Here is a 20,504-nt window from a genome sequence, read left to right as displayed (position 1 = left end):
GCCTTTCATTGAGCAATTTCTGATATTTCTAACGATACGGGAAAATATTTGAGCTGTCCTTACAGGAAAGTATGGATTCAGGTAAGATCATGAGTTCAGGAAAGTTCAGAAAAGTAAGCTTGGATTGTGAACCAAACCCCAGAAGCCCTATTTTTCATATGCTTTACATGCATGAAAAATAGGGCTTCTGGGGTTTGGTTTTAGAAAGCTGCAAGATGTGAGTAAGCTTATGTCTCAAAAGCTTTTTGATAGCTCATTTGAAACGGAACAAAAAATCAAACTACCTCTCAAACCCAATTTTTTTCCTTGTGGAAACAAAGCTCCCACAAGGGAAAAAATTGGGTTTGAAAGTTTTGTCCTGTATCGAGGCTTGCAATATAAAACCCCAACTTCCATAGCGAGGGGTAAAGAGCGTGTCGCCTACTATGGAAATTGGGGAATTGACCTCTGAGGTAACAGTCACGCCAATACCACAAGAAGCCTGGTTGTTACACCAGGCTCCCGGGATTAGGCTTTACTGAACGGTATCAGCTTTAGCAACGATGGAGTTATGTTGCCGTTAGCAGTCGTTTAGATAGGGTAAATCAACTAGGGGTTTACAAAATCGCAACGGGTTCAGCTAGCAATACATCCATCTCTTAAGGAGACGGTGAGATATGAGGATCGAGCTCTTGCCCTGTCATCTGAGGATGTTGATAACAGCAATCAAGAAAACTGAATCACTCCTATTATTGAATGATGTATTTGTTAACCTACCGTCACGCTGGAATCAAAGCAGGAGGCACAGGCATGATTCCGGGGGTTGTTTTCAAAACTTGTCTTGTGCCTTGCATTTAAACTAACACCCATCCCTTTAAGGGAAAAGCCCCGATCAGGAAACTTCATATCCCCTGACAGAGCGACACATTTCATTTTCACAAACAGTTACAAGTAAGTTCCTTTCCCCGCTGCGGCATAGGGCACTCATGACCTCTCACTTCATCGCTCCATTCAGCAACACCCATCATCCCGCCCCATACCCAGGAGACGCATAGATTTCTGCAACGTTGTACCCGTGTCTTGCCAAAATAGTGGGTGTCTGTTGAGCCAATCCTGCGGAAGCTGCCGTAATGTTTGAACTGCTAACCCGAATCCTGCTCTGGTTGCTAATCGCAGCGATAGTTTGGTACGTCTTTATCCAATTTATTCCCCGGGCTTACCTGACCTGGCTGGGCGGGTTAATTGTCTTTACCTTTGTCGTATTGGCATTCCTGTCTCCCGCGAGTGGAACAGTCGCCATGGTTTGGGGGATGATCTCCTCCATATTCTTTAAGCCCCTGGGCTTGGTCATCTTTCTGCTCTTAATGTCGCTTAAGGAAGGAACCAAGAAAATTGCAGCCAATCTCGTCGTCGCAGCCTTGCTGATGTTAATTCTTACCAGCATGCCGATTGTGGCTTACTGGTTGGCGGGGCAGGCAGAGCGTTCCATTGTGGATACCGAAGCATTACGCGCTAATGCAAACCAGGTAGCTAATGTTCGAGCCATTGTTGTTCTTGGGGATCCGACTGGCCTCTTAGATCCGTCTTTCCGTAGCCGGGTACAGGTCAGCAATGTTGAAGAGGGATTCAACAATTCTCTAGCCTCACGGTTAGCCTATGCGGGCCGTCTCTATGCTACTCAGGCCACCCAGGGGAATGACCCGCTGGTGGTTGTCGGAGCGGGGCCACAACTTCAAGATCGTTCGGATGAGGAAACGGGTCAGGCCGTACAGACCATTGGTAATTTGTTGGAAGGGGCAGGGGTACCTAACAATCGCATTCTGATCGAAACCGAAGGGTACGACCTCTACACCACCATTGTCAGTGTGCGGGAGGCTCTGGTAGCTCGTGGTTTTCAGCCAGGTACAGATGGGATTATATTGATTGCTCCCGCACTGAGCATTAGCCGTGCGACTTCTACCTTTGCCCGCCTTGATGTCGATGTTTTACCCGAACCTACGGATCAGTTTGCCTTTCAATTGGAAAGCGGCCGCCTCATGGCTAGCCCGTTAGACCTAATTCCTAACGTAGATGCACTGGCTCTCACCACTCGGGTAGTAGATGAATATCTGACTTCTGTTTATTATTTCCTGCGGGGCTGGGTAGTCGATCCGGGCTCTTTTTAAGCAAGATGGAGCATAGGCTGTTTCATAGGGACTGATTCATGGCCCGTTCAAAACTACCCATTCTGGGTTCGTATCTACGACCTCACTGGAAAGCGGCACTCACAGGTGTTCTATCACTCCTGGTGGTAAATCTTCTGGGGATTAGCATCCCCCTGGTGCTGCGGAATGGGGTGGACAAGCTACAAGCCAACTTTAGCTATGGGGATGTGGTGCGCTACTCCCTGATCATCATGGCCCTGGCGTCTGGCATGTGGGTTGTGCGGATGGTGTCGCGTATTTCCCTGTTTGGGGTGGGGCGACAGGTGGAGTTTGATTTGAAGCAGCGCATCTTTAACCACCTGCTGACTATGGAACCGGCCTACTTTGTCACCAACACTCCCGGGGATTTAATCAGTCGGGCTACCAGTGATGTAGACAACGTGCGCCGTCTGCTGGGGTTTGCGGTATTAAGCCTGGTCAACACGATCTTCGCCTATGCCTTTACCCTACCCGTGATGCTCTCCATTAGTGTGCAGCTCACCCTGGCTTCTCTGGCGATCTATCCGGCGATGTTTTTCCTGGTGCATTTATTTAGCGATCGCCTGCGCCAACAGCAGCTTGATGTGCAACAACGCACCTCTAATCTCAGCGACCTGATTCAGGAAGACATCAGTGGCATGGCCCTGATTAAAATCTACGCTCAGGAGGAAAACGAGCGGGAGGCATTTCGGGAACGCAACCAGAGCTTGTTGGAAGGCAACCTGACCCTGGCCCGTACCCGTACAACCCTATTTCCCCTATTGGGTGGAATGGCCAGTGTGAGCCTGCTGGTGGTGCTGTGGTTTGGGTCGGGGGCGATCGCCGATGGTCGCCTCAGCGTTGGAGATTTTATCGCCCTGCTGCTCTATGTAGAGCGGCTCGTTTTCCCAACGGCCCTGTTAGGCTTTACCATCACGGCTTACCAGCGAGGGGAAGTGAGTATCGACCGGGTGGAATTCATTCTGCAAGAGGAACCCAAGGTTCAGGATGCCCCTAATGCTGTGCGGCTAAATCCTCAAGATGTAAGGGGTTGGGTCAGTGCTCATCACCTCACCTTCAGTTACCCCGACTCCCGCACTCCCGCTCTCCAGGATGTGGAGTTCACTCTGAAGCCAGGAGAGACCGTTGCCCTGGTGGGTCCCATTGGTTCTGGCAAATCTACCCTGGCGAACGCCCTGCCGCGCCTGTTGGATGTGGCACCCGGCCAGCTCTTTGTGGATGGCTATGACATTACGCAAATTCGCTTGCGGGATCTGCGGTCGGCGATCGCCTATGTCCCCCAGGAAAGCTTCCTGTTCAGCACCACCATCAAAAATAACGTGCGCTACGGCGACCCTCGCGCCGAGCAAGACGAAGTGGAATTAGCGGCGAAACAAGCCCAAATTCACCCTGAAATTCTCAACTTCCCCCAGCAGTACAAGACCATTGTGGGCGAGCGGGGCATCACCCTCTCCGGCGGCCAACGTCAGCGCACTGCACTTTCCCGCGCACTGTTGGTTGACGCCCCTATCCTGATCCTGGACGACGCCCTCTCCAGTGTGGACAACCAGACCGCTACGCAAATTCTGCAGAATCTCAAAACAGGCACTCAGCGCAAAACGGTCTTGTTTATTACGCACCAGATGGCAGCAGCAGCGATCGCTGATCGCATCCTTGTCATGGACCAGGGTCGTATCGTCCAACAGGGCACCCACGACGAGTTGTTAGCCCAGGGCGGGCTGTATCAGGTGCTCTGGGAGCAGCATACGCTGGAGCAGGTGTTGCAGTAAAAACTCTAAACGTGTATTTGTGCGCTTTGCGTACCAGTACACGTTTGGAAGCCTCCCTAACTATTTTTTCCTTGCCGAACCTTAAGCAAGGTGATAGATTTCTTGGAATTCAAGAGTAGGTCAGCTTAATCTAGGCTGAGGCTTGGATAGCTCAGCCTGGAATGGAGGAACAATACTTGGGGCTCGCCCTTGCAGGGAGAAGGATTTCTCACCTCTAGCCCATCAGCTAACTCCGTCAGCACTGAGATAGAACAGGTTGGATAAGTTTTTGAGTCCATTGTTCGGGTCACGGGTACTGCTCATCTGACTGCGGTAGCTGATTGTTCTGCTGTCTATCGCTTTTGTATTAACCTTCGATGGGCATAGATATGGATAGTTGGCAGGCGATCGCCTCCCTGGTAATTTTCGTCGGCGTTTTAGTCGTCATTATTGGCGAATGGGTTCATCTCACCATCGCAGCCTACTTGGGGGCGATGCTATTGATTGGGCTCAATATTCTCACGCTGCCTGAAGCCATTAGTTATATCGGCCGCAGCCATGCAACTCTAGGTTTGTTTTTTGGGGTGATGGTGATGGTGCGGGCGTTTGAACCTACCAAGGTATTTGAGTACCTGGCGACCCAAATGATCATTCTGGCCAAGGGGCAGGGAAAGCGGCTACTGCTGGGCATTGTGGCCATTACAACACCGATCTGTGCGGTATTGCCTAACGCAACAACAGTTATGCTGCTGGCTCCTCTCATTCCCCCTATGGCGGAAGAGTTGAATGTCAACTTTGTGCCCCTGCTGATTTTGATGGTCTTTGTTGCCAATAGTGCTGGCTTGTTGACGCTGGTGGGTGACCCGGCCACGTTTATTGTGGGGGATGCCATCAATATCAGGTTTCTCGACTACTTGATGAAGTTGAGTTTAGGGGGGGTGATCGCCGTCCTTACCATCACGCTCATTCTGCCCTGGCTCTTTCCCAAAATTTGGAATCGCCAGTTGGATGACCTCGAACATCTACCGCGCCCACAAATTAATCATCCTCGCACCCTAGTGATCGGTAGCCTTATCGTCGCCTTTGTGCTGATCTTCTTCGTCATTGGAGAGGCCCTTCCGATCCCGGTTTCGCCGGCTACCGTCGCGTTAACAGGAGCTGGACTCTGCCTACTTCTGACACAACACACCAAAATTGACTCCGTACAAAACATCCTGCGGGATGTAGATTGGAGTACCCTCATCTTTTTCATGAGCACTTTTGTAATGATTGGGGCTCTGGAAAAAACGGGGGTTATCAGCAATGCATCAAGGGTCTTAGCGTTTATTCTGGGCCAGAATATCGCATTGGGAGCGATCGTTCTGATGGTGCTGATTGGATTAATTTCCAGTCTGATTCCCAATATTCCCCTCGTTGTTGCCATGGTTCCCTTACTGAAGGAGTATGTAGTGAATGTGGGACTGGCTCCTGCCGAGGTGCTCAGTCCTGACTTTACAGGCCAGTTTCCTCCAGAGGTGCTACCCCTGTTCTATGCCATGATGTACGGCGCAACTCTAGGTGGCAACGGGACATTAGTGGGTGCATCTTCCAACATTGTGGCTGCCGGAATTTCGGAACAACATGGACGTCGCATCAGCTTCCGCGGCTTTCTGCGCTATGGTTTGCCCGTTACGGTGCTACAACTGTTCACGGTCGGCATTTATTTAGTAGTGCGATTCATAGTTTTCAAGGGATGATATACATTCCTTACTACGGAATCAGATTTTTTGGTATTGGGACGAAGCCCCAATACTGAAAAATCTGGTTTTTAGAGATTTTGTGAGAATCACCTGCCTTAACATGATTAGTAAGGTTACACAAGCTACATACTTTTTTCATTCTTTGCTGTTGCTGCCTTATACGCATCCATAAAGGTGCGAAAGGACGTTTGTGTCATTTCTTTCTTAATCAAGCTCGTTTCTACTGTTTGCAATAAGGTATACAATTCACTTTCGGAAGCTTGCTGAAGACCAATGAGCTGTTGAATATATTGTTCACATAAGTCTTCAGAAATGTTTTCCACACATCGTTGTAAAACTGCACGAGCTGTTTCATACGCATCGTTAAACGTACGGAAGGATTCTTGAGAAATTTGATCCTGCGCTAGAGCATTAGCCGCTTCTACTAGCAATTGTTCCAGAACTTTTTGCTGAGTGCGGATTTGGTTCTGGCGATCGCCCAACTCCATTTCTACCGGAACTTCCATACTTCTAATTGCCGCATCAATATAGCGATCGCCCCTTACCTTCCGCTCATCCGCCCGCTGCTTCAGCCGCTGCCACCACTCCCACAGCCCCACCAGACTCCCCGCCGGGATGTCGTTACCGCGATCAGCAAGCCACCATTGTTAGTCAGGAATGAAATAACGGTGGAAATGAAGGTAGGGCGATCGCCTGCCCCACAATATAGCTCTCTCCCTCCATATCTCCCGTCGCCAAGGTTAGATGCTCAACGCGACGGTTATTTAGCACGACCCAATTTGTGCTGATTAGAATAACAATCAAGCACACAACCAGCAACGTCTTGGAGGGCCATGAGAGTTGAATGTTCATTCCCTAAAAACCAGCACCATTTCAGAAGCTGCACTCCGTTACAAACAACGCTGAATTACACACGAACAAGGTTCAAAAACAGCTTTATCTGGGTTGTCATTCTCAGTTTTCTATTAACAACTGCGGCCTGTAACCAAAACGTAGACAGGAATACCTGGACTTACGAGCAGTTCATTCAAGCCGTTGAACAGAACAGTGTTGAGAAAGTTACCATCACAGCCGATCGCACTCAAGCAATCTCCGTAACGAAAACGGGTGAAACAGCCATGGTTGATCTCCCGAATGATCCCAACCTCATGAACATTCTAGACCAAGCAGATGTTCAGATTGCCGTAGCACCTCCACGGGGAGATAATGTCCTCGCACGAACCGCCAGTGCATTACTAATTCCTAGCATTCTTCTGGGATTCTGGATATGGATGCTAATAGATTGTGCCACCCAAGAAGCTCCAGAAGGCAACACCAAGATCGCTTGGGTTATTATCATCCTATTTACGAATTTTCTGGGTGCGCTGATCTACTTCTTGGTGAGAAAACCACAGCGACGTAAGGAGTTAGGACGTTAGTCGATACTTCTATCAATTCTCCAAAAAATCGCGCCAAGCAACTACTTCAAATAGCTCCTGATACCGTTTCTTTACAAAGCTGCCTATTCTGAGCAGCTTCATAAGAGTTTGGCATGAAACCTTTAATTCTATTTGTACCGAGCGCACACAAAATTAAGGGTTTCAGAAGAAATGTACCGGCTATTGGCGGATCTGATATAAGAATTAAAGCCGCTCAAACGCCTCAATAAAGTACCCTCAGGGGGTATCCCCCCTTATGATTGAACGTGTTAATAATTGTGATAATTGCGTTGAACAGATGTTTGAAATAGCCTATCAAGAGTTACTTTTTCGGGGGAACTTCCCCTCAAAAAAGTAACCTTTTCCGGAACGCTTTAAACATCTTCTGATTCCAAACTCAGCCCCCTTACCAAAGGAGTTTGATACATGACTGTTGGCTTACCCCGGCGACGTTCCTGTGGCACGATGGCCGTCCACTTCCGGCTCCTAACCTCGAACATCGCTTATTTAAGAAACCGGCAAGAAATTGAAAGCAGTGCTCAGGCAGCACAGCAGGGCACTCCAACAGGCCGAACAGGAATTACGACCATTCCCGTCGTCGTGCATGTCGTCTATAACCCCAATAGTCCTGAGCAAAATATTTCGGATGCTCAAATTCAAAGTCAGATTAATGTATTAAATAAAGATTTTCGAGCTACCAACCCGGATATTGCTTCCGTTCCAGCCCCATTTAAGCCCCTCGTAGCCGACGCGCGTATCGAATTCGCCCTGGCAACAACCGATCCCAACGGCAACCCCACCACCGGTATTATCCGCAAGACGACGACGGAAGAAGCCTTTATGGATGATGACCGGATTAAGTATGAGGTGACGGGTGGTTCAGATGCGTGGCCGAGCGATCGCTATCTCAACATATGGGTCTGCTTGCTGGGCGGTGGTTTACTGGGCTATGCCCAATTCCCCGGTGGCCCAGAGGAAACCGATGGTGTCGTCATCACGCACACGGCCTTTGGTACGGTTGGCACAGCAGCACCTCCGTTCAATTTGGGCCGCACCGCTACCCATGAGATTGGGCACTGGCTGAATCTACGCCACATTTGGGGCGACGATGGCGACGGCTGTAACGGTAGCGACTTTGTCGCGGACACCCCTAACCAGGCTGGTCCTAATACTGGAGTACCCACTTTTCCACGGGTAACCTGTAGCAACGGCCCGAACGGCGATTTATTCATGAATTACATGGACTATACCGATGATGCCGGCATGTTCATGTTCACGGCGGGGCAGGTAGCAAGAATGCAGTCCGCTCTGGATGTAGCCCGTCCAACCATTGGGCAGCCCACCCCGCCTCCACCTCCTTCCCCGGTACAAGGGGAGTTTTACACCACGGATGGCACTGGGCAGATCACCCTGCTGAAAAAACATTCTGGATGGCGGAAGAGCTGGAATCTGATCGTTCCCGGGCACTACGGCGGCAATGTCTATTTCGATTTACTGTTCTATGATGCTGCCGCCGGAGAAGGTGAGTTCTACACCAACGATGGTAGCGGAACGCTCTCGCTCCTGAAGCAGTACTCTGGCTGGCGAAATACCTGGAAGCTGATCATTCCTGGAAACTTTGGAGGCAATGTCTCTACAGATTTGTTGTTCTACGACCCGACAACGGGTGAAGGTGAGTTTTACAGCAGCGATGGCAACGGTAATGTGACGCTACTGAAAAAACATACGGGATGGCGGAAAACCTGGAGCCTGATTGTACCTGGTAATTTTGGTGGAAATAGTTTTACAGATCTGTTGTTCTATGACGCAACAACGGGTGAAGCCGAGTTCTACACCACGGATGGTACGGGTGGGATGACACTCCTGAAGAAACATACGGGATGGCGAAAAACCTGGAATCTCATCGTACCCGGCAATTTTGGCGGAAGTGGATTAACGGATTTCCTCTGCTATGATGCAGCCGCTGGGGTAGGGGAATTTTACACCACGACTCCGGGCGGTAACATCACTCAGCAAGCCCAATATTCGGGTTGGCGAAAGGATTGGAAGTTCATCGTCCCTGGGCTCTTTGGCGGAAATAGTTTTACAGACTTGCTGTTCTACGATCCCGTTAAGGGAGAAGGTGAATTCTACACCACCGATGGCAAGGGTAAGCTGTCCCTCCTGAAGAAGCATTCTGGATGGCGCAATTCCTGGAAACTAATCGTACCCGGGGGTTTCGGCAGCAACTATTTCACCGATTTGCTGTTCTATGATCCGACAACTTAATCACCTGTCCTTTAAACGGTTAATAGTTTGTGCATCTAATGCACAAACTATTAACAAATTCAGCCGTCAAACATTCATTTCTTGTATGCTTCGCGTACAGAAAGCTATCTATACAAGGTATTTATGTGGATAGCTGGAGCTGCTGTGTTTGTGGGGCAGACGCTGGGTATCCTGGCTTCCCTGATACTCCTCCCTGTCCTGTTCTGGCCCCTGGCTCACACCCCTGCTACATCCTCCATTCCTTCGCAGGTTGCTGTTATGACACTACCCAACCCCATTTTTCGACGGTGGGTTCACTCCCGCGAAGAAGATCAGGGAGACATTCGGGTTTATCGCCCCATCACCTATGCCTTCCCCCCGGCACGGATGCCTCGGGATGGGTTGGAATTTCGGCAAAATGGAGAGTTTATTCGCTATCAACCTGGTCCTAGCGATCGCAGCGTCCCTACCCAGGGCCAATGGCGAACTCCGACGGAAAATGTGGTCGAAGTGCAGTTCTCAGAACAATCTGCAACGCCTTACCGGCTAGCCATCGTGGAATGTGACGGACAAATTTTGAAGGTGCGGGAGACGCAATAACCCCCTGCGGAGCACAAAAACTTTACTGCACCTGTTCCACCACAAAGGCACTGTAGAAAAACGCCTTATCCTGTGTAAATAGGCGATCGCTCAACTCCGTTAAGGGCAATAACTGATCTGCCATAGCTTCCGGGCGAGAACGAGGAACCAGCATGTTCCAGTAAACCAGCCGACCACCGGGCACCGCAGACTGCACCAGCCGTTGCAGTAGCGCCTGAGAATTAGACGGCGACAAATATTCAAAAATATCGCTCAGGTTAAAGCGGTGAATGGTGTGATCGTCCACTCGATCCAGCACGTCCTCCAGGGCCATGCAGTGCCACTCTAGCCGATCCAGGTTTTGGCGGATAGCATCAAAGTGTTCTGGACGCAGGGCATAGGGTAAGGCAGTGGTGTGGTGCCCCGTCAGAATCCATTGCAAGTAAGGATTTTTGGCAGGATCAAGTTCGCTGAGGGCATACTGAGTGCGGGCTAAGATGCGATCGCCCACATTCCCCTCCACGTACTTGAAAAATTCGGGGTCGCGTCCCATCTGCCCCATCACCGTGCGCGAGAAGAACACGCGAAACATGGTCCGCCAACGCCAGGTATCCCATTCTCGTCGGTAGAAGGCGCGGCGCTGTTCCAGGGTGCCTCCTTGCAGCAGCCGTTCCACCCGTTGCCGTGAATGCACCAATGGCAACGCGTAGCGACGAAACAACGTGAAGTAATGCTCAAACTTTCCGGCCTGTCCAATGCCAGCTTCAATCAGGTCGGAATGATGGTCCCAAAAATACTGGACATCGCTCGATAGCAGGCTTCGACAGCGCTGGTAGAGGGCAAGGCGATCGCCCCAATCCGTTGAGCCCATCAATCCCAACAATTCCTTATGTTCTAACTCACGATAGGCGGCAACTCGCAGTTCCAGGCAAGCCAGTTGGGCAGGACTAAGGTCAACAGCGATCGCCCGACTCGGATTTTTGCTGAGCATGGCGAGGATGTTGTCTCCAGCAGAGGCAATCCCCAGGTACGTCTCCCCCGGTTGCAAATCCAATGCTTCGAGCAAAATGTCAGCATCTTCCCAACACTGGGCATAGCGAATTTGGGAAAAACTAGCACGGCTAGTAATGTCACGGGTCATCATATAGGAACCTTCAATAGTTTTTGCGAGGTGGGCTGCGCCACTCCACCTTGCAAAAACCATTCCATAAATTAGATAGGAATGTTATGGCGACAGGAAGGGGATCAACAGCTTAGAAATGCATGAACCTTTGTTAAGAGTGAAGCTGGCAGATTCACCCTGAACAACAGGCTCATTGAGAATTTTGCCCATCTAACCTATCAACCCAATCACGCCTCATATCCCTGCTTAGTGACAGAAAAAACTGTGGCTTAGAAGATATTGAAGAATGTATTTTTCTACAGGAACTATATTGGGTAGCTTTTGTCCAGAATCAATTGAAGTGTCTCTTTAAAATTTACTTTTCCGGCAAAAATACTTCTCCGAGAATGAAAAACAACCCTGCTAGAAGCCTCTAGCTATTAACCTCTTTTTTAGGAAATGTGTTGGCTAACGCCAGCCCGGAAATTGGGCAACCCGTATATATCGAATTAATATGAAGTTGCGCAGAATGGGAAGGGTGGCATTGCGCACTACCCATCCCATTCTGTATAGCGTCATGTAAAAATGGTATTCGCTGAAGGGCTAGAGGTACGTAGCTCAACTTAATGAAACAGAGAGCTCAAAGTGTTGTACCGTCTCCTTTACAGGTAGCACAGTATTGTAGCTCTCATATTTTATGATGGTTCCTCACTTAGTTTTGGGTGCGGCTAAATAGAGCGATGAAATGGGACGTAGAACCACAGTGCTGTATCCTATTTCATCGCTCTATTCAACAACGGGTAGTTCTAGAGAAGGTAGGCAATTGACTTCTATCCTTTGCAAAACTGATAATCTCCATCTGCGTGAGTAATGAGTTCCGGGGGAATACTAAGCATATGCGGATTCATTCTGTTAAAGTCTCATAATTTAGCGGATGGCATCCGTATAAAAACGGTGTAAATGTAGATATATCAGTAAGGGTGTTTCCTCTCAGCCGAAGGGCCATAAATCGGCACTGCGCAATCATGGAGGCGACAGTATGGTTTCATCGATCGATTCATTCCAGACTGAGCCATCACTCGTATCCGATACGGATGAACTCCTTGGCCAGGATTTACTGGCAGGCATTCTTCAAACTAGCGCAGCTGCCATCACTGTAGTGGATACCCAGGGCAACATCGTCTTTGCAAACGATGTTGCAGAAAAGATATTAGGTCTTCAAAAATCTCAAGTCACGCAGCGATCGTACAATTCCCTTGGCTGGAAGGTTACAGATTTTGAAGGACATCCTTTCCCGAACGAAGAGCTACCTTTCGTACGGGTTATGCAAACCGGGAATGCGGTCTTTGACATACAGCACGCCATTGAGTGGCCGACGGGGGAGCGACGATACCTATCTATTAATGGCTCCCCCTTAAAAGACGTGGTAGGAAATATCCACCACGTTGTTTTTTCAGTGACGGATATTACAGAACACATCCACAGCCAACGCATTCAGCAAGACGCGCTGGAATTTTATCGACAATCCTTCGACTCAAGTCCAACCATTAAACTGCTGAGTGACCTGAGAACGGACATGATTGTGGACGCCAATTCGGCGGCGATCGCCTTCTACGGCTACCCATTAGAACAATTACGGCAGATGAAAATTTCAGACATTAATCGTCTGCCCACTGACCTCATGCATGGGGAGTTGGATCACCATCATTCCCATCAACCTTGCTGCTGTTACTTCCCCCATCGCCTCGCTTCAGGGGAGATTCGTCAGGTAGAGGTACATTCCAGCCTGCTGCATCTTCAGGGCCGCGAACTCCTTTACTCCATCGTTCATGATGTAACGGATCGCCAGCGTTTTGAAGACGCTCTGGCCTCTCAGTTAAAGCAAGAACAACTGCTAGAAGAAGTTACCCAGGCGATTCGCCAATCATTAGATCTCAAAGTAGTGTTGCAAACCACGGTCCACCAGGTTCAAGAGATGCTGGGGGCCGATCGCGTCATTATTTACCGCCCCACCCTATCTGGCAGTTCTGGATCTGTGCTGGTCGAGTCCTGCTCCCCAACCTATCCACCGCTTCTGGGCTGGGAAATTGGAGATGTGGGGATAGAGCAGCGGCGTTTTATTCAGCCCTACCAACAGGGGCAGTATCAGGCGATCGCCAACATCTCACAATCCAACTTAGATCCAGCCTACGTGCAACTGCTCGAAACCTTTCATGTCAAATCCCAACTGGTTATTCCCATCCTGCATACAAGCCCGCGATCGCTCAAAAACCAGCGATTATCGAAAGGGTTGCCAAGGGCAAGTCCTGTGGGTGATCTATCACCTTCCCCAAAATCTCAACCGGAGCAAATTTGGGGGCTCTTGATTGTTCATCAATGTGCTTTTAACCATCCCTGGCAAGACTGGGAAATAGCCATGCTGCAACGGTTAGAAACCCAGTTGGCTGTTGCGATTCAACAAGCCGAGCTGTACCAGCAGGTGCAAAAGCTGAACACCGATCTGGAATTTGAGGTACGCCAACGGACCATTCAACTGCAGAGGTCCTTGGGTTCAGAAGCCGTATTACGACACATTACCGACAGAATTCATGGCACGCTCAGCGAGCAGGCAATTCTTCAAACGGCTGTACAAGAACTGGGGCTAGCCTTAAATCTCCATACTTGTTATGCCAGCCTCTATAACCTTGAACAGCAGAAGGCAACCGTGAGTTATGAGTACGCCGATGCGAGCTCATCGCTTCTGGGAACCGTTATTTCTATGGCAAACTACCCAGAAGTTTACGCCCCGCTGATGGAGGGAGAGTATCGACAGTTTTGCTCTCAGCTCTTTCACAAAAATTCGGAGCCGATGGCTATCCTGTGCCACCCCATCGTCGATGATGAGCAGGGCATTTTAGGGGATCTAAAGCTGCTGTCCTGGAAGGAGCGAGTCTTTGATGAGCGGGAGGTACAACTGGTGCAGCAGGTGGCGAAACAGTGTGCGATCGCCATTCGCCAGTCCCGGCTCTACCAGTCCGCTCAAACCCAAATTCGCGAGCTAGAAAAATTAAATCGGCTGAAAGATGATTTCCTCAGCACCACCTCCCATGAGCTGCGCACTCCTCTTTCCAGCATCAAAATGTCTGCTCAATTGATGGATGTACTGCTGCGGCAAAATGGTGAGCCCATCCACCCTAAAATTGAGCGGTGTTTGAACATTCTGCGGGATGAGTGCGATCGCGAAATCAACCTGATCAATGACCTGTTGCTGCTCCAGCAGATCAATGCTGAAACCCAACCCTTTATCTCCAGCATCTTCCATCTGCAAGACTGGCTTCCCCAAATTATCGAAACCTTTGAAGAACGATTTAAAGAACATCAACAGGTCTGTTGGGTTGAGATCCCCCCAGATCTACCGCTCATCGTCACCGATCTCTTCACCTTCAACCGTGTGTTTGATGAGCTACTCACCAATGCCTACAAGTTTACGCCCGCTGGCGAAGAAATTATCGTTAAGGCCGAGCTAGTTGAATCCTTGTCTCAACAATCGCGTATTCGCCTATACGTCACCAATACAGGGGCAGAGATTCCTCCCCACGAGTTACCCCACATCTTTGAGCAGTTTTACCGCATTCCCTCCCACGACCCCTGGAAACATAGTGGTACAGGGCTAGGATTGGCATTGGTGAAGCGATTGGTACAATACTTAGACGGTTCGATTAACGTCACAAGTAATGCTAAGCAAACGTGCTTTACGGTGGATTTACCACTTCACACCCATCGACCATAGAGCCCGTTGCTCAACACCTTGTAGAGGTTTGTCACTTCAATTCACCTCGGGAGGTTAGGGATGAACATCAATGAACTCGTGGCACGCTACGCCGCTGGAGAACGGAACTTTGCTGGAGTGGAATTAGCCGAGGCCGATTTATCAGAACTAAATTTAAGCGGCATTATTTTGGATGGAGCATTTTTGTCCTTCACTACCCTGACGCGTACGGTTCTCACGGGAGCTTCTCTGGTGGGTGCCTTTTTCTATGGTGCAGATTTGACCTATGCCAAGCTGGGGCAAGCCAATCTCAGCGAGGCAAATTTTACCAAAGCAAATTTAACGGGAGCGTACCTAGTCAAGGCCAAATTAACAGGAGCCAGCCTGAGTGGGGCCATTTTAACGGGAGTTAATCTGCGGGAAGCCCAGCTTCCAGAGGTAAATCTGTGTGCAGCACGTTTATGTGGGATCAACCTGCGGGGAGCCGATTTGCAGAAGGCCAATTTGGCCTGGGCAAACCTGACAGGAGCCAAGCTCAGCGGTGCCAATTTAACTGGGGCAAGGCTAACAGGAGTGCAGTTGCGTAAAGCCTTCATCAACGGCATCGATTTACATGGGGTTGATTTAGATGGGGTTGATTTAAGCGGAGCCAAGATCAGCGGCGTCAATCTAGACCGGGCGAATCTGAGTGTTGCCAATCTCAGCAATAGTTATCTGCGCGTTGCTACATTAACCGCCGCCGATCTACATGCTGCTAATCTCTATCGAGCATCTCTCATGCGAGCTGATTTAAGCCATGCCAACCTGAGCGATGCCAATCTGCAAGAAGCTGATTTAACGGACGTCAATTTGACAGGTGCCAACCTTGCAGGTGTTCGCCTCACCCCTGAGATGCGTGTCGTCAATTCGCCCCTGAGTCGGGGCTACTGCCGGCTTCAACATACAGGTTTTCCCCAGGAGCGTACAGCCTAATTAACATCTATGCGAAATAAGCTGAATCGCCTATTTTAACCTCAGTTCGGGATAAGCCCAAAAGCTCATTGTTGCGTGCGCTTCGCGCACGCAACAATGAGCTTTTTCGAGTGCCGCGCGTCGCGCGGCACTCGAAAAAGCCCTTAACCCGAACTGAGGTTATTTTAGTAGGCACGAAGCCCACGCCAAAAGGGGCGTTTTCGAATGCTATACGGAGCACTCGAAAATGCCCTTAACCAAGCCTCGATAAGATTTCCCCAGGAAGTTTCATCAGAGTGGACCCACTGCTGTATTCTGATGACCATCAATTTTTCTCATCGGCTTTAGAGGATAGGCACTTTGCACAGAAGAAGTTTAGGCCCTGTACGGGCTCTATTACGGTTATCTGAAGCCATTGACCGACTCACAGACTGGGTCGGGCAGCTATCGGTAGGGTTGGTTGTTTTAACGATCGCCATTAGTTTTTATAACGTTCTAGTTCGTTATGTTGGCCGCTTTATTGGTCTTCAGCTTTCCTCCAACGTCCTCATTGAGTTGCAATGGTACCTCTTCGCGATCCTCTTCTTGCTGGGCTTTGCTTACATTCTCAAGCATGACCAGAATGTGCGAGTGGATTTCTGGTACGCCCATTGGAGCGATCGCCGCCGCACCTGGGTCAATCTGTTGGGTACCTTACTGTTTCTCATTCCCTTCTGCATCCTTGGCTTGTATGTCACCTTTAATCCTGTGCTGGCATCTTGGGGCCGGCTGCCGGATGGCACCTGGGGCCCGTGGGAAGTGTCTTCAGACGCCAATGGATTACCTCGGGCTCCCATCAAGGCTATGGTGCTAGTTGGATTAGCCCTACTGTTACTGCAGGCCATTTCTCAGAGCATTAAGTACACAGCGGTATTACTGGGTTACAACACTGTTACAGAACAAATCCAGCAAGACACAGAGCAGCTTCCCTATGAATAAACCACTATGAACATACTTCGACCGATATGTTTGAGAGCTTGAGGTATGTATGCATTTTACGCATAGACATTTGAAGCACTCAAACATATCCCAATTACTATGAAAAATATCGTTCGTGTCCATCGAAGACAAGTTGGTTGTCCAGCAATAATTCCACACAACCAGCCTGTTCGCTGTTATTTAGATGGTGTTGTGAGGGGTGGTTATGGGGTATGAGTGGCTGGCGATCGCCATGTTCGTCGGTTTTTTCGTCATCTTGATTACGGGTTATCCCGTTGCTTTTTCTTTTGCGGGTACAGCTCTGATCTTTGGCGGCATTGGTCTCGCCGTTGGTGCGTTTGACCTGAACCGTTTGTTGTTGCTGCCCAACATCTGGTTCGGCACCATGTCAAACTTCACCCTGTTGGCGATCCCCTTCTTCGTCTTTCTGGGAGCCGTGCTGGAAAAATCTGGCATTGCCGAGGAGTTATTGGAAACCATTGGCATCCTTATGGGGCGGCTCCGGGGTGGGTTGGCTCTAGCCGTGATTGTAGTAGGCACGCTCTTGGCCGCAACTACCGGAGTTGTCGCCGCTACCGTCATCGTTATGGGCCTACTATCCCTCCCCGTGATGCTCCGCTATGGCTACGACAAGCAACTGGCGGCAGGGATCATCATCGCATCGGGAACTCTGGCCCAGCTCATTCCCCCCAGCCTGGTATTGGTGGTACTCAGTGACCAGATTGGGGTTTCGGTAGGTGATCTCTTTCTGGGGGCACTGATTCCAGGGCTCATGCTGTCCGGCTCCTACGCCCTTTACGTGCTGATTCTGGCTCTCATAAAGCCGCAAATAGCCCCAGCCCTGCCCCTGGAAGTGCGAGACATTGGAGGAGCGGCTCTCTTCAAAAAAGTTTTGAAGGCCGTCCTACCACCCATCATCCTAATTTTTGCCGTTCTCGGTAGCATTTTCTTCGGGTTCGCGACTCCAACAGAGGCAGGCGCAGTAGGTGCCGTCGGTGCGTGTTTACTCGCGGTTATGAATCGCCGCTGGAATCAAAAGCTCATTCACGATGCTGCCCATTCGACAGCGGTGATTACCGCTCTCGTCTTAATGATTCTCTTCTGCTCGTCACTGTTCAGTCTGGTATTCGACGATTTAGGAGGAAAACGACTCATTACTGAGCTGCTGGTAAACCTGCCCGGTGGCTACCTCAGCTTTTTAATTGTCAGCAACCTGGTGATTTTTGCCCTTGGGGTATTTCTCGAATTCATCGAGATTTGCTTTATCGCCATGCCTCTACTCGTACCTGCTGCCGAAGCCTTGGGAATTGATATGGTCTGGTTTGGGGTAATTATGGCCATCAACCTACAGACTGCCTTTATCTCACCTCCTGTCGGTTTCTCGCTCTTCTACTTGCAAAGTGTGGCTCCTAAGGAAGTGAGCACAGTGGATATTCACCGAAGTGCATTGCCGTTTATGGCATTGCAATTTTTAGTATTAATGATCGTGATTATCTTTCCACAAACCGTTCGCTGGCTAGTCGATTTATCGTTTCAATAACAGCGTCCGGTAGTGAATGGGATGTGGTGAAAGGGATGTGTCGTGCCCCCCTTCACCACACCCCATTCACATGTTTCATTAGTTCGGACAGTTTTTCTAAAACCCTTGATTTTGCGTGCGCTTCGCGCACGCAAAATCAAGGGTTTTAGAAAAACTGTCCAGAGTATTGACAGAGAATTCTGTTAAAAATGAGAAGACTATCCGTATTGGGTAATGGGTATCGTTAATCCATAAGCATTGGATAGGGATACGAACTTCTGGGCAACCTATCTTCCAAGTTTGGAATTCAGACCATAAGATTTCACACAAAACTGGTGCAGTATTTTATGCTGCACCAGTTCTTTAAAGATTTTCAGCAACTTACTTGGTATTCAGTTTGCTGTAAGTGAAGCGGGTAAAATTCGCCTCATTAAGGTTATTCCAGGCGTAGACGCGATCGCGAAACTGCTTCCATCCGTCATACACCGCTTTGAAATCCGCGTCCTTACCCGCGAACTCATCGTAGAGGGCAAAGGCGGCAGACTCAGCCGCTGTCATAATCTCCTCGCCGTAGGACCGTAGCTGCACACCATTCTCCGTCAGCTTTTGCAACGCCTCATTGTTGCGGGACTCATACCGAGCCAGCATCGTGAGATTCGCTTCATAGGCAGCCGTTTGCAGAGCCGCCTGATAGGATGGCGGCAACTTCTTCCACTCATTCAGGTTGACCTGTACTTCCAGGGTCGCCCCCGGTTCCCACCAGCCCGGGTAGTAGTAATAGTTGGCAACTTTGTAGAGTCCTAACTTCTCATCGTCATAGGGGCCAACCCATTCAGCAGCATCGATCGCACCCGTTTGCAATGCCTGGAAAATTTCACCCCCCGGCAAATTTTGTACGGTAACTCCCAGCTTCGCCATCACCTGGCCCCCCAGTCCCGGAATCCGCATTTTTAGTCCTTGCAGATCTGCTAGAGATGTAATTTCCTTGCGGAACCATCCCCCCATCTGAGTTCCAGTGTTACCCGCCGGAAATTGGATGACATTAAACTTGCTGGCATACAAATCTTGAAGTTGCTGTAAGCCGCCTCCTTCATAGAGCCAGGCGTTTTGCTGCTGTGGGGTCAGGCCAAAGGGCACTGTCGTTCCAAAGGCCAAAGCCGGGCTTTTACCCAAATAGTAATAAGAGGCGGTGTGCCCACAGGGAACTGCCCCCTGGGAGACAACATTCAGCACTTCCAGAGGGGGGGCCAGTTCGCCGGCTGCCCGAGGAGTAATCTTAAATTTGTTATTGGTTAACGCTGCAAGGCGATCGCTCAAAACCTGTGCCCCACCGAAAATAGTATCCAGGGAAACGGGCCAGCTAGTAGCCATTTCCCATTCAATTGTGGGTAAGTCATCAGCTGATGCAGTGGTAGTGCCTGCAGTGCTGTTCTGGCTACAGGCCGCCATAGCTACGGCACTGCTGGCACCCAAAGCTGCGGCATTTAAAAGATTTCGACGTTTCATATCAGGAGGGGATTCAAGGGGAAGATGACAATTGTGTATTTAGAGCATTCCAGCACAAGACATGTTTGTATAGCGCAGAAGTCAAAAAAAGTTTTCATCTATAGCGTTCCTAAGGAATGCAAATAGAATAGAACCCGGATTTTCGTGAGAGGCGTGGTTTAGCTGCGCCTCCCACAAAAAATCTAAGTTCTATTCGGTGCCGGATCCTAAGCTGCTTGGGAAATGAATGAGAAAAGCGCGGAACAATACACCAGACTATTCTTGATTAGAAGCTTTAAGCGATCGCAATTACACCGCTTTTCAAGCGTTTAAAGTCTGGTTATTTTTGTGAGAGCCGCGCTCTGCGCAGCTCTCACAAAAATAACTGTGGTTGATTCAAGCGCAAAGCGTTGCAAGAAGCAGAAACTCTCTCGGTTGAAGCTTCTGTGCGAAGAATCACCGCCGCAGGCTCTTTATAAGGGCTCAGGATTGCTGTGGCGTCTGTCCGCGAACAGGCTACCATCATTTTCACATGCTCTTGTTCATCATCGCAGCTACCAACAAACATATTGCAGGTCCACTTACTCTTTCAGTCCCGCTTCATTCTCCTACTACTGGCTAGTAGGCTGCGGCCTAAGTTCGCAACCTATGTTTTTGTGTAGGGTGCGAAGCACCCTACACAAAAACATAGGTGATGGATTTCCGCCTCAACCTACTAGTACTCAGCGGCTTAAGTTTGCCTATGATTAGAGGGTTGCACTGCTCCCTAAGATTATGCCTGGACTCCGCCCTCCAGTTTTGACCCTTAGCCCCAGCGACCAAGCAGCT

14 protein-coding genes are annotated in these 20,504 nt (G+C 49.6%); 10 read left to right on the top strand and 4 right to left on the bottom strand.

Annotation, left to right across the window (positions count from 1 at the left end):
• Nucleotides 1-1,109 precede the first annotated feature (1,109 nt).
• The 3 genes from H6F91_RS05595 to H6F91_RS05585 all read left to right on the top strand — a co-directional run bounded on the left by H6F91_RS05595 (nt 1,110) and on the right by H6F91_RS05585 (nt 5,646).
• The gene (locus H6F91_RS05595; RefSeq protein WP_190769949.1) at nt 1,110-2,144 is read left to right on the top strand and encodes an ElyC/SanA/YdcF family protein; all 1,035 of its coding nucleotides are present in this window, start codon (nt 1,110-1,112) and stop codon (nt 2,142-2,144) included.
• Between the two features lie 38 nt (nt 2,145-2,182).
• Nucleotides 2,183-3,931: an ABC transporter ATP-binding protein gene (locus H6F91_RS05590; RefSeq protein WP_190769948.1), complete on the top strand. Its 1,749-nt coding sequence runs from the start codon at nt 2,183-2,185 to the stop codon at nt 3,929-3,931.
• A gap of 368 nt (nt 3,932-4,299) precedes the next feature.
• Nucleotides 4,300-5,646 carry an ArsB/NhaD family transporter gene (locus H6F91_RS05585; RefSeq protein ID WP_190769947.1) on the top strand — a complete coding sequence of 449 codons (1,347 nt, stop codon included), beginning with the start codon at nt 4,300-4,302 and terminating at the stop codon, nt 5,644-5,646.
• Between the two features lie 125 nt (nt 5,647-5,771).
• Here the strand turns inward: H6F91_RS05585 and H6F91_RS05580 are convergent, their stop codons facing one another.
• Nucleotides 5,772-6,248, bottom strand: a complete 477-nt coding sequence (locus H6F91_RS05580) for a hypothetical protein (RefSeq protein ID WP_190769946.1) — start codon at nt 6,246-6,248, stop codon at nt 5,772-5,774.
• A gap of 52 nt (nt 6,249-6,300) precedes the next feature.
• Nucleotides 6,301-6,501 carry a hypothetical protein gene (locus tag H6F91_RS05575; protein ID WP_190769945.1) on the bottom strand — a complete coding sequence of 67 codons (201 nt, stop codon included), beginning with the start codon at nt 6,499-6,501 and terminating at the stop codon, nt 6,301-6,303.
• Between H6F91_RS05575 and H6F91_RS27525 the strand changes: the two genes are divergently transcribed.
• From H6F91_RS27525 to H6F91_RS05560, 3 genes are all read left to right on the top strand, one after another.
• Entirely contained in the window at nt 6,483-7,067 is a 585-nt protein-coding gene (locus tag H6F91_RS27525; protein WP_199307654.1) for a PLD nuclease N-terminal domain-containing protein, read from the top strand. The two genes, H6F91_RS05575 and H6F91_RS27525, sit on opposite strands and share 19 nt — an antisense overlap.
• A gap of 426 nt (nt 7,068-7,493) precedes the next feature.
• A complete protein-coding gene (locus H6F91_RS28235; protein ID WP_199307653.1) occupies nt 7,494-9,335 on the top strand; it encodes a zinc metalloprotease in 1,842 nt (613 codons plus the stop codon).
• A 123-nt stretch (nt 9,336-9,458) separates the two neighbouring features.
• Nucleotides 9,459-9,914: a hypothetical protein gene (locus H6F91_RS05560; protein WP_190769944.1), complete on the top strand. Its 456-nt coding sequence runs from the start codon at nt 9,459-9,461 to the stop codon at nt 9,912-9,914.
• A gap of 22 nt (nt 9,915-9,936) precedes the next feature.
• Here the strand turns inward: H6F91_RS05560 and H6F91_RS05555 are convergent, their stop codons facing one another.
• Entirely contained in the window at nt 9,937-11,037 is a 1,101-nt protein-coding gene (locus H6F91_RS05555; protein ID WP_199307652.1) for a DUF3419 family protein, read from the bottom strand.
• A 997-nt stretch (nt 11,038-12,034) separates the two neighbouring features.
• Between H6F91_RS05555 and H6F91_RS05550 the strand changes: the two genes are divergently transcribed.
• From H6F91_RS05550 to H6F91_RS05535, 4 genes are all read left to right on the top strand, one after another.
• Complete coding sequence (locus tag H6F91_RS05550; protein WP_190769943.1) at nt 12,035-14,764, top strand: GAF domain-containing protein; 2,730 nt, start codon at nt 12,035-12,037, stop codon at nt 14,762-14,764.
• Nucleotides 14,765-14,824: 60 nt separating this feature from the next.
• Nucleotides 14,825-15,715: a pentapeptide repeat-containing protein gene (locus H6F91_RS05545; protein ID WP_190769942.1), complete on the top strand. Its 891-nt coding sequence runs from the start codon at nt 14,825-14,827 to the stop codon at nt 15,713-15,715.
• Nucleotides 15,716-16,054: 339 nt separating this feature from the next.
• A complete protein-coding gene (locus H6F91_RS05540; RefSeq protein ID WP_190769941.1) occupies nt 16,055-16,672 on the top strand; it encodes a TRAP transporter small permease subunit in 618 nt (205 codons plus the stop codon).
• A gap of 205 nt (nt 16,673-16,877) precedes the next feature.
• Nucleotides 16,878-18,212, top strand: a complete 1,335-nt coding sequence (locus tag H6F91_RS05535; protein ID WP_190769940.1) for a TRAP transporter large permease subunit — start codon at nt 16,878-16,880, stop codon at nt 18,210-18,212.
• A 360-nt stretch (nt 18,213-18,572) separates the two neighbouring features.
• Here the strand turns inward: H6F91_RS05535 and H6F91_RS05530 are convergent, their stop codons facing one another.
• On the bottom strand, nt 18,573-19,697 hold the full coding sequence (locus H6F91_RS05530) for a TRAP transporter substrate-binding protein (protein ID WP_190769939.1): 1,125 nt from the start codon (nt 19,695-19,697) through the stop codon (nt 18,573-18,575).
• Nucleotides 19,698-20,504 lie beyond the last annotated feature (807 nt).

Origin of the sequence: Leptolyngbya sp. FACHB-8 (assembly GCF_014695575.1) — a bacterium.
Classification (GTDB): domain Bacteria; phylum Cyanobacteriota; class Cyanobacteriia; order Elainellales; family Elainellaceae; genus Vacuolonema.
Note: the sequence above shows the minus strand (reverse complement) of the source record. Positions and strands in the feature narration are given on the sequence as shown.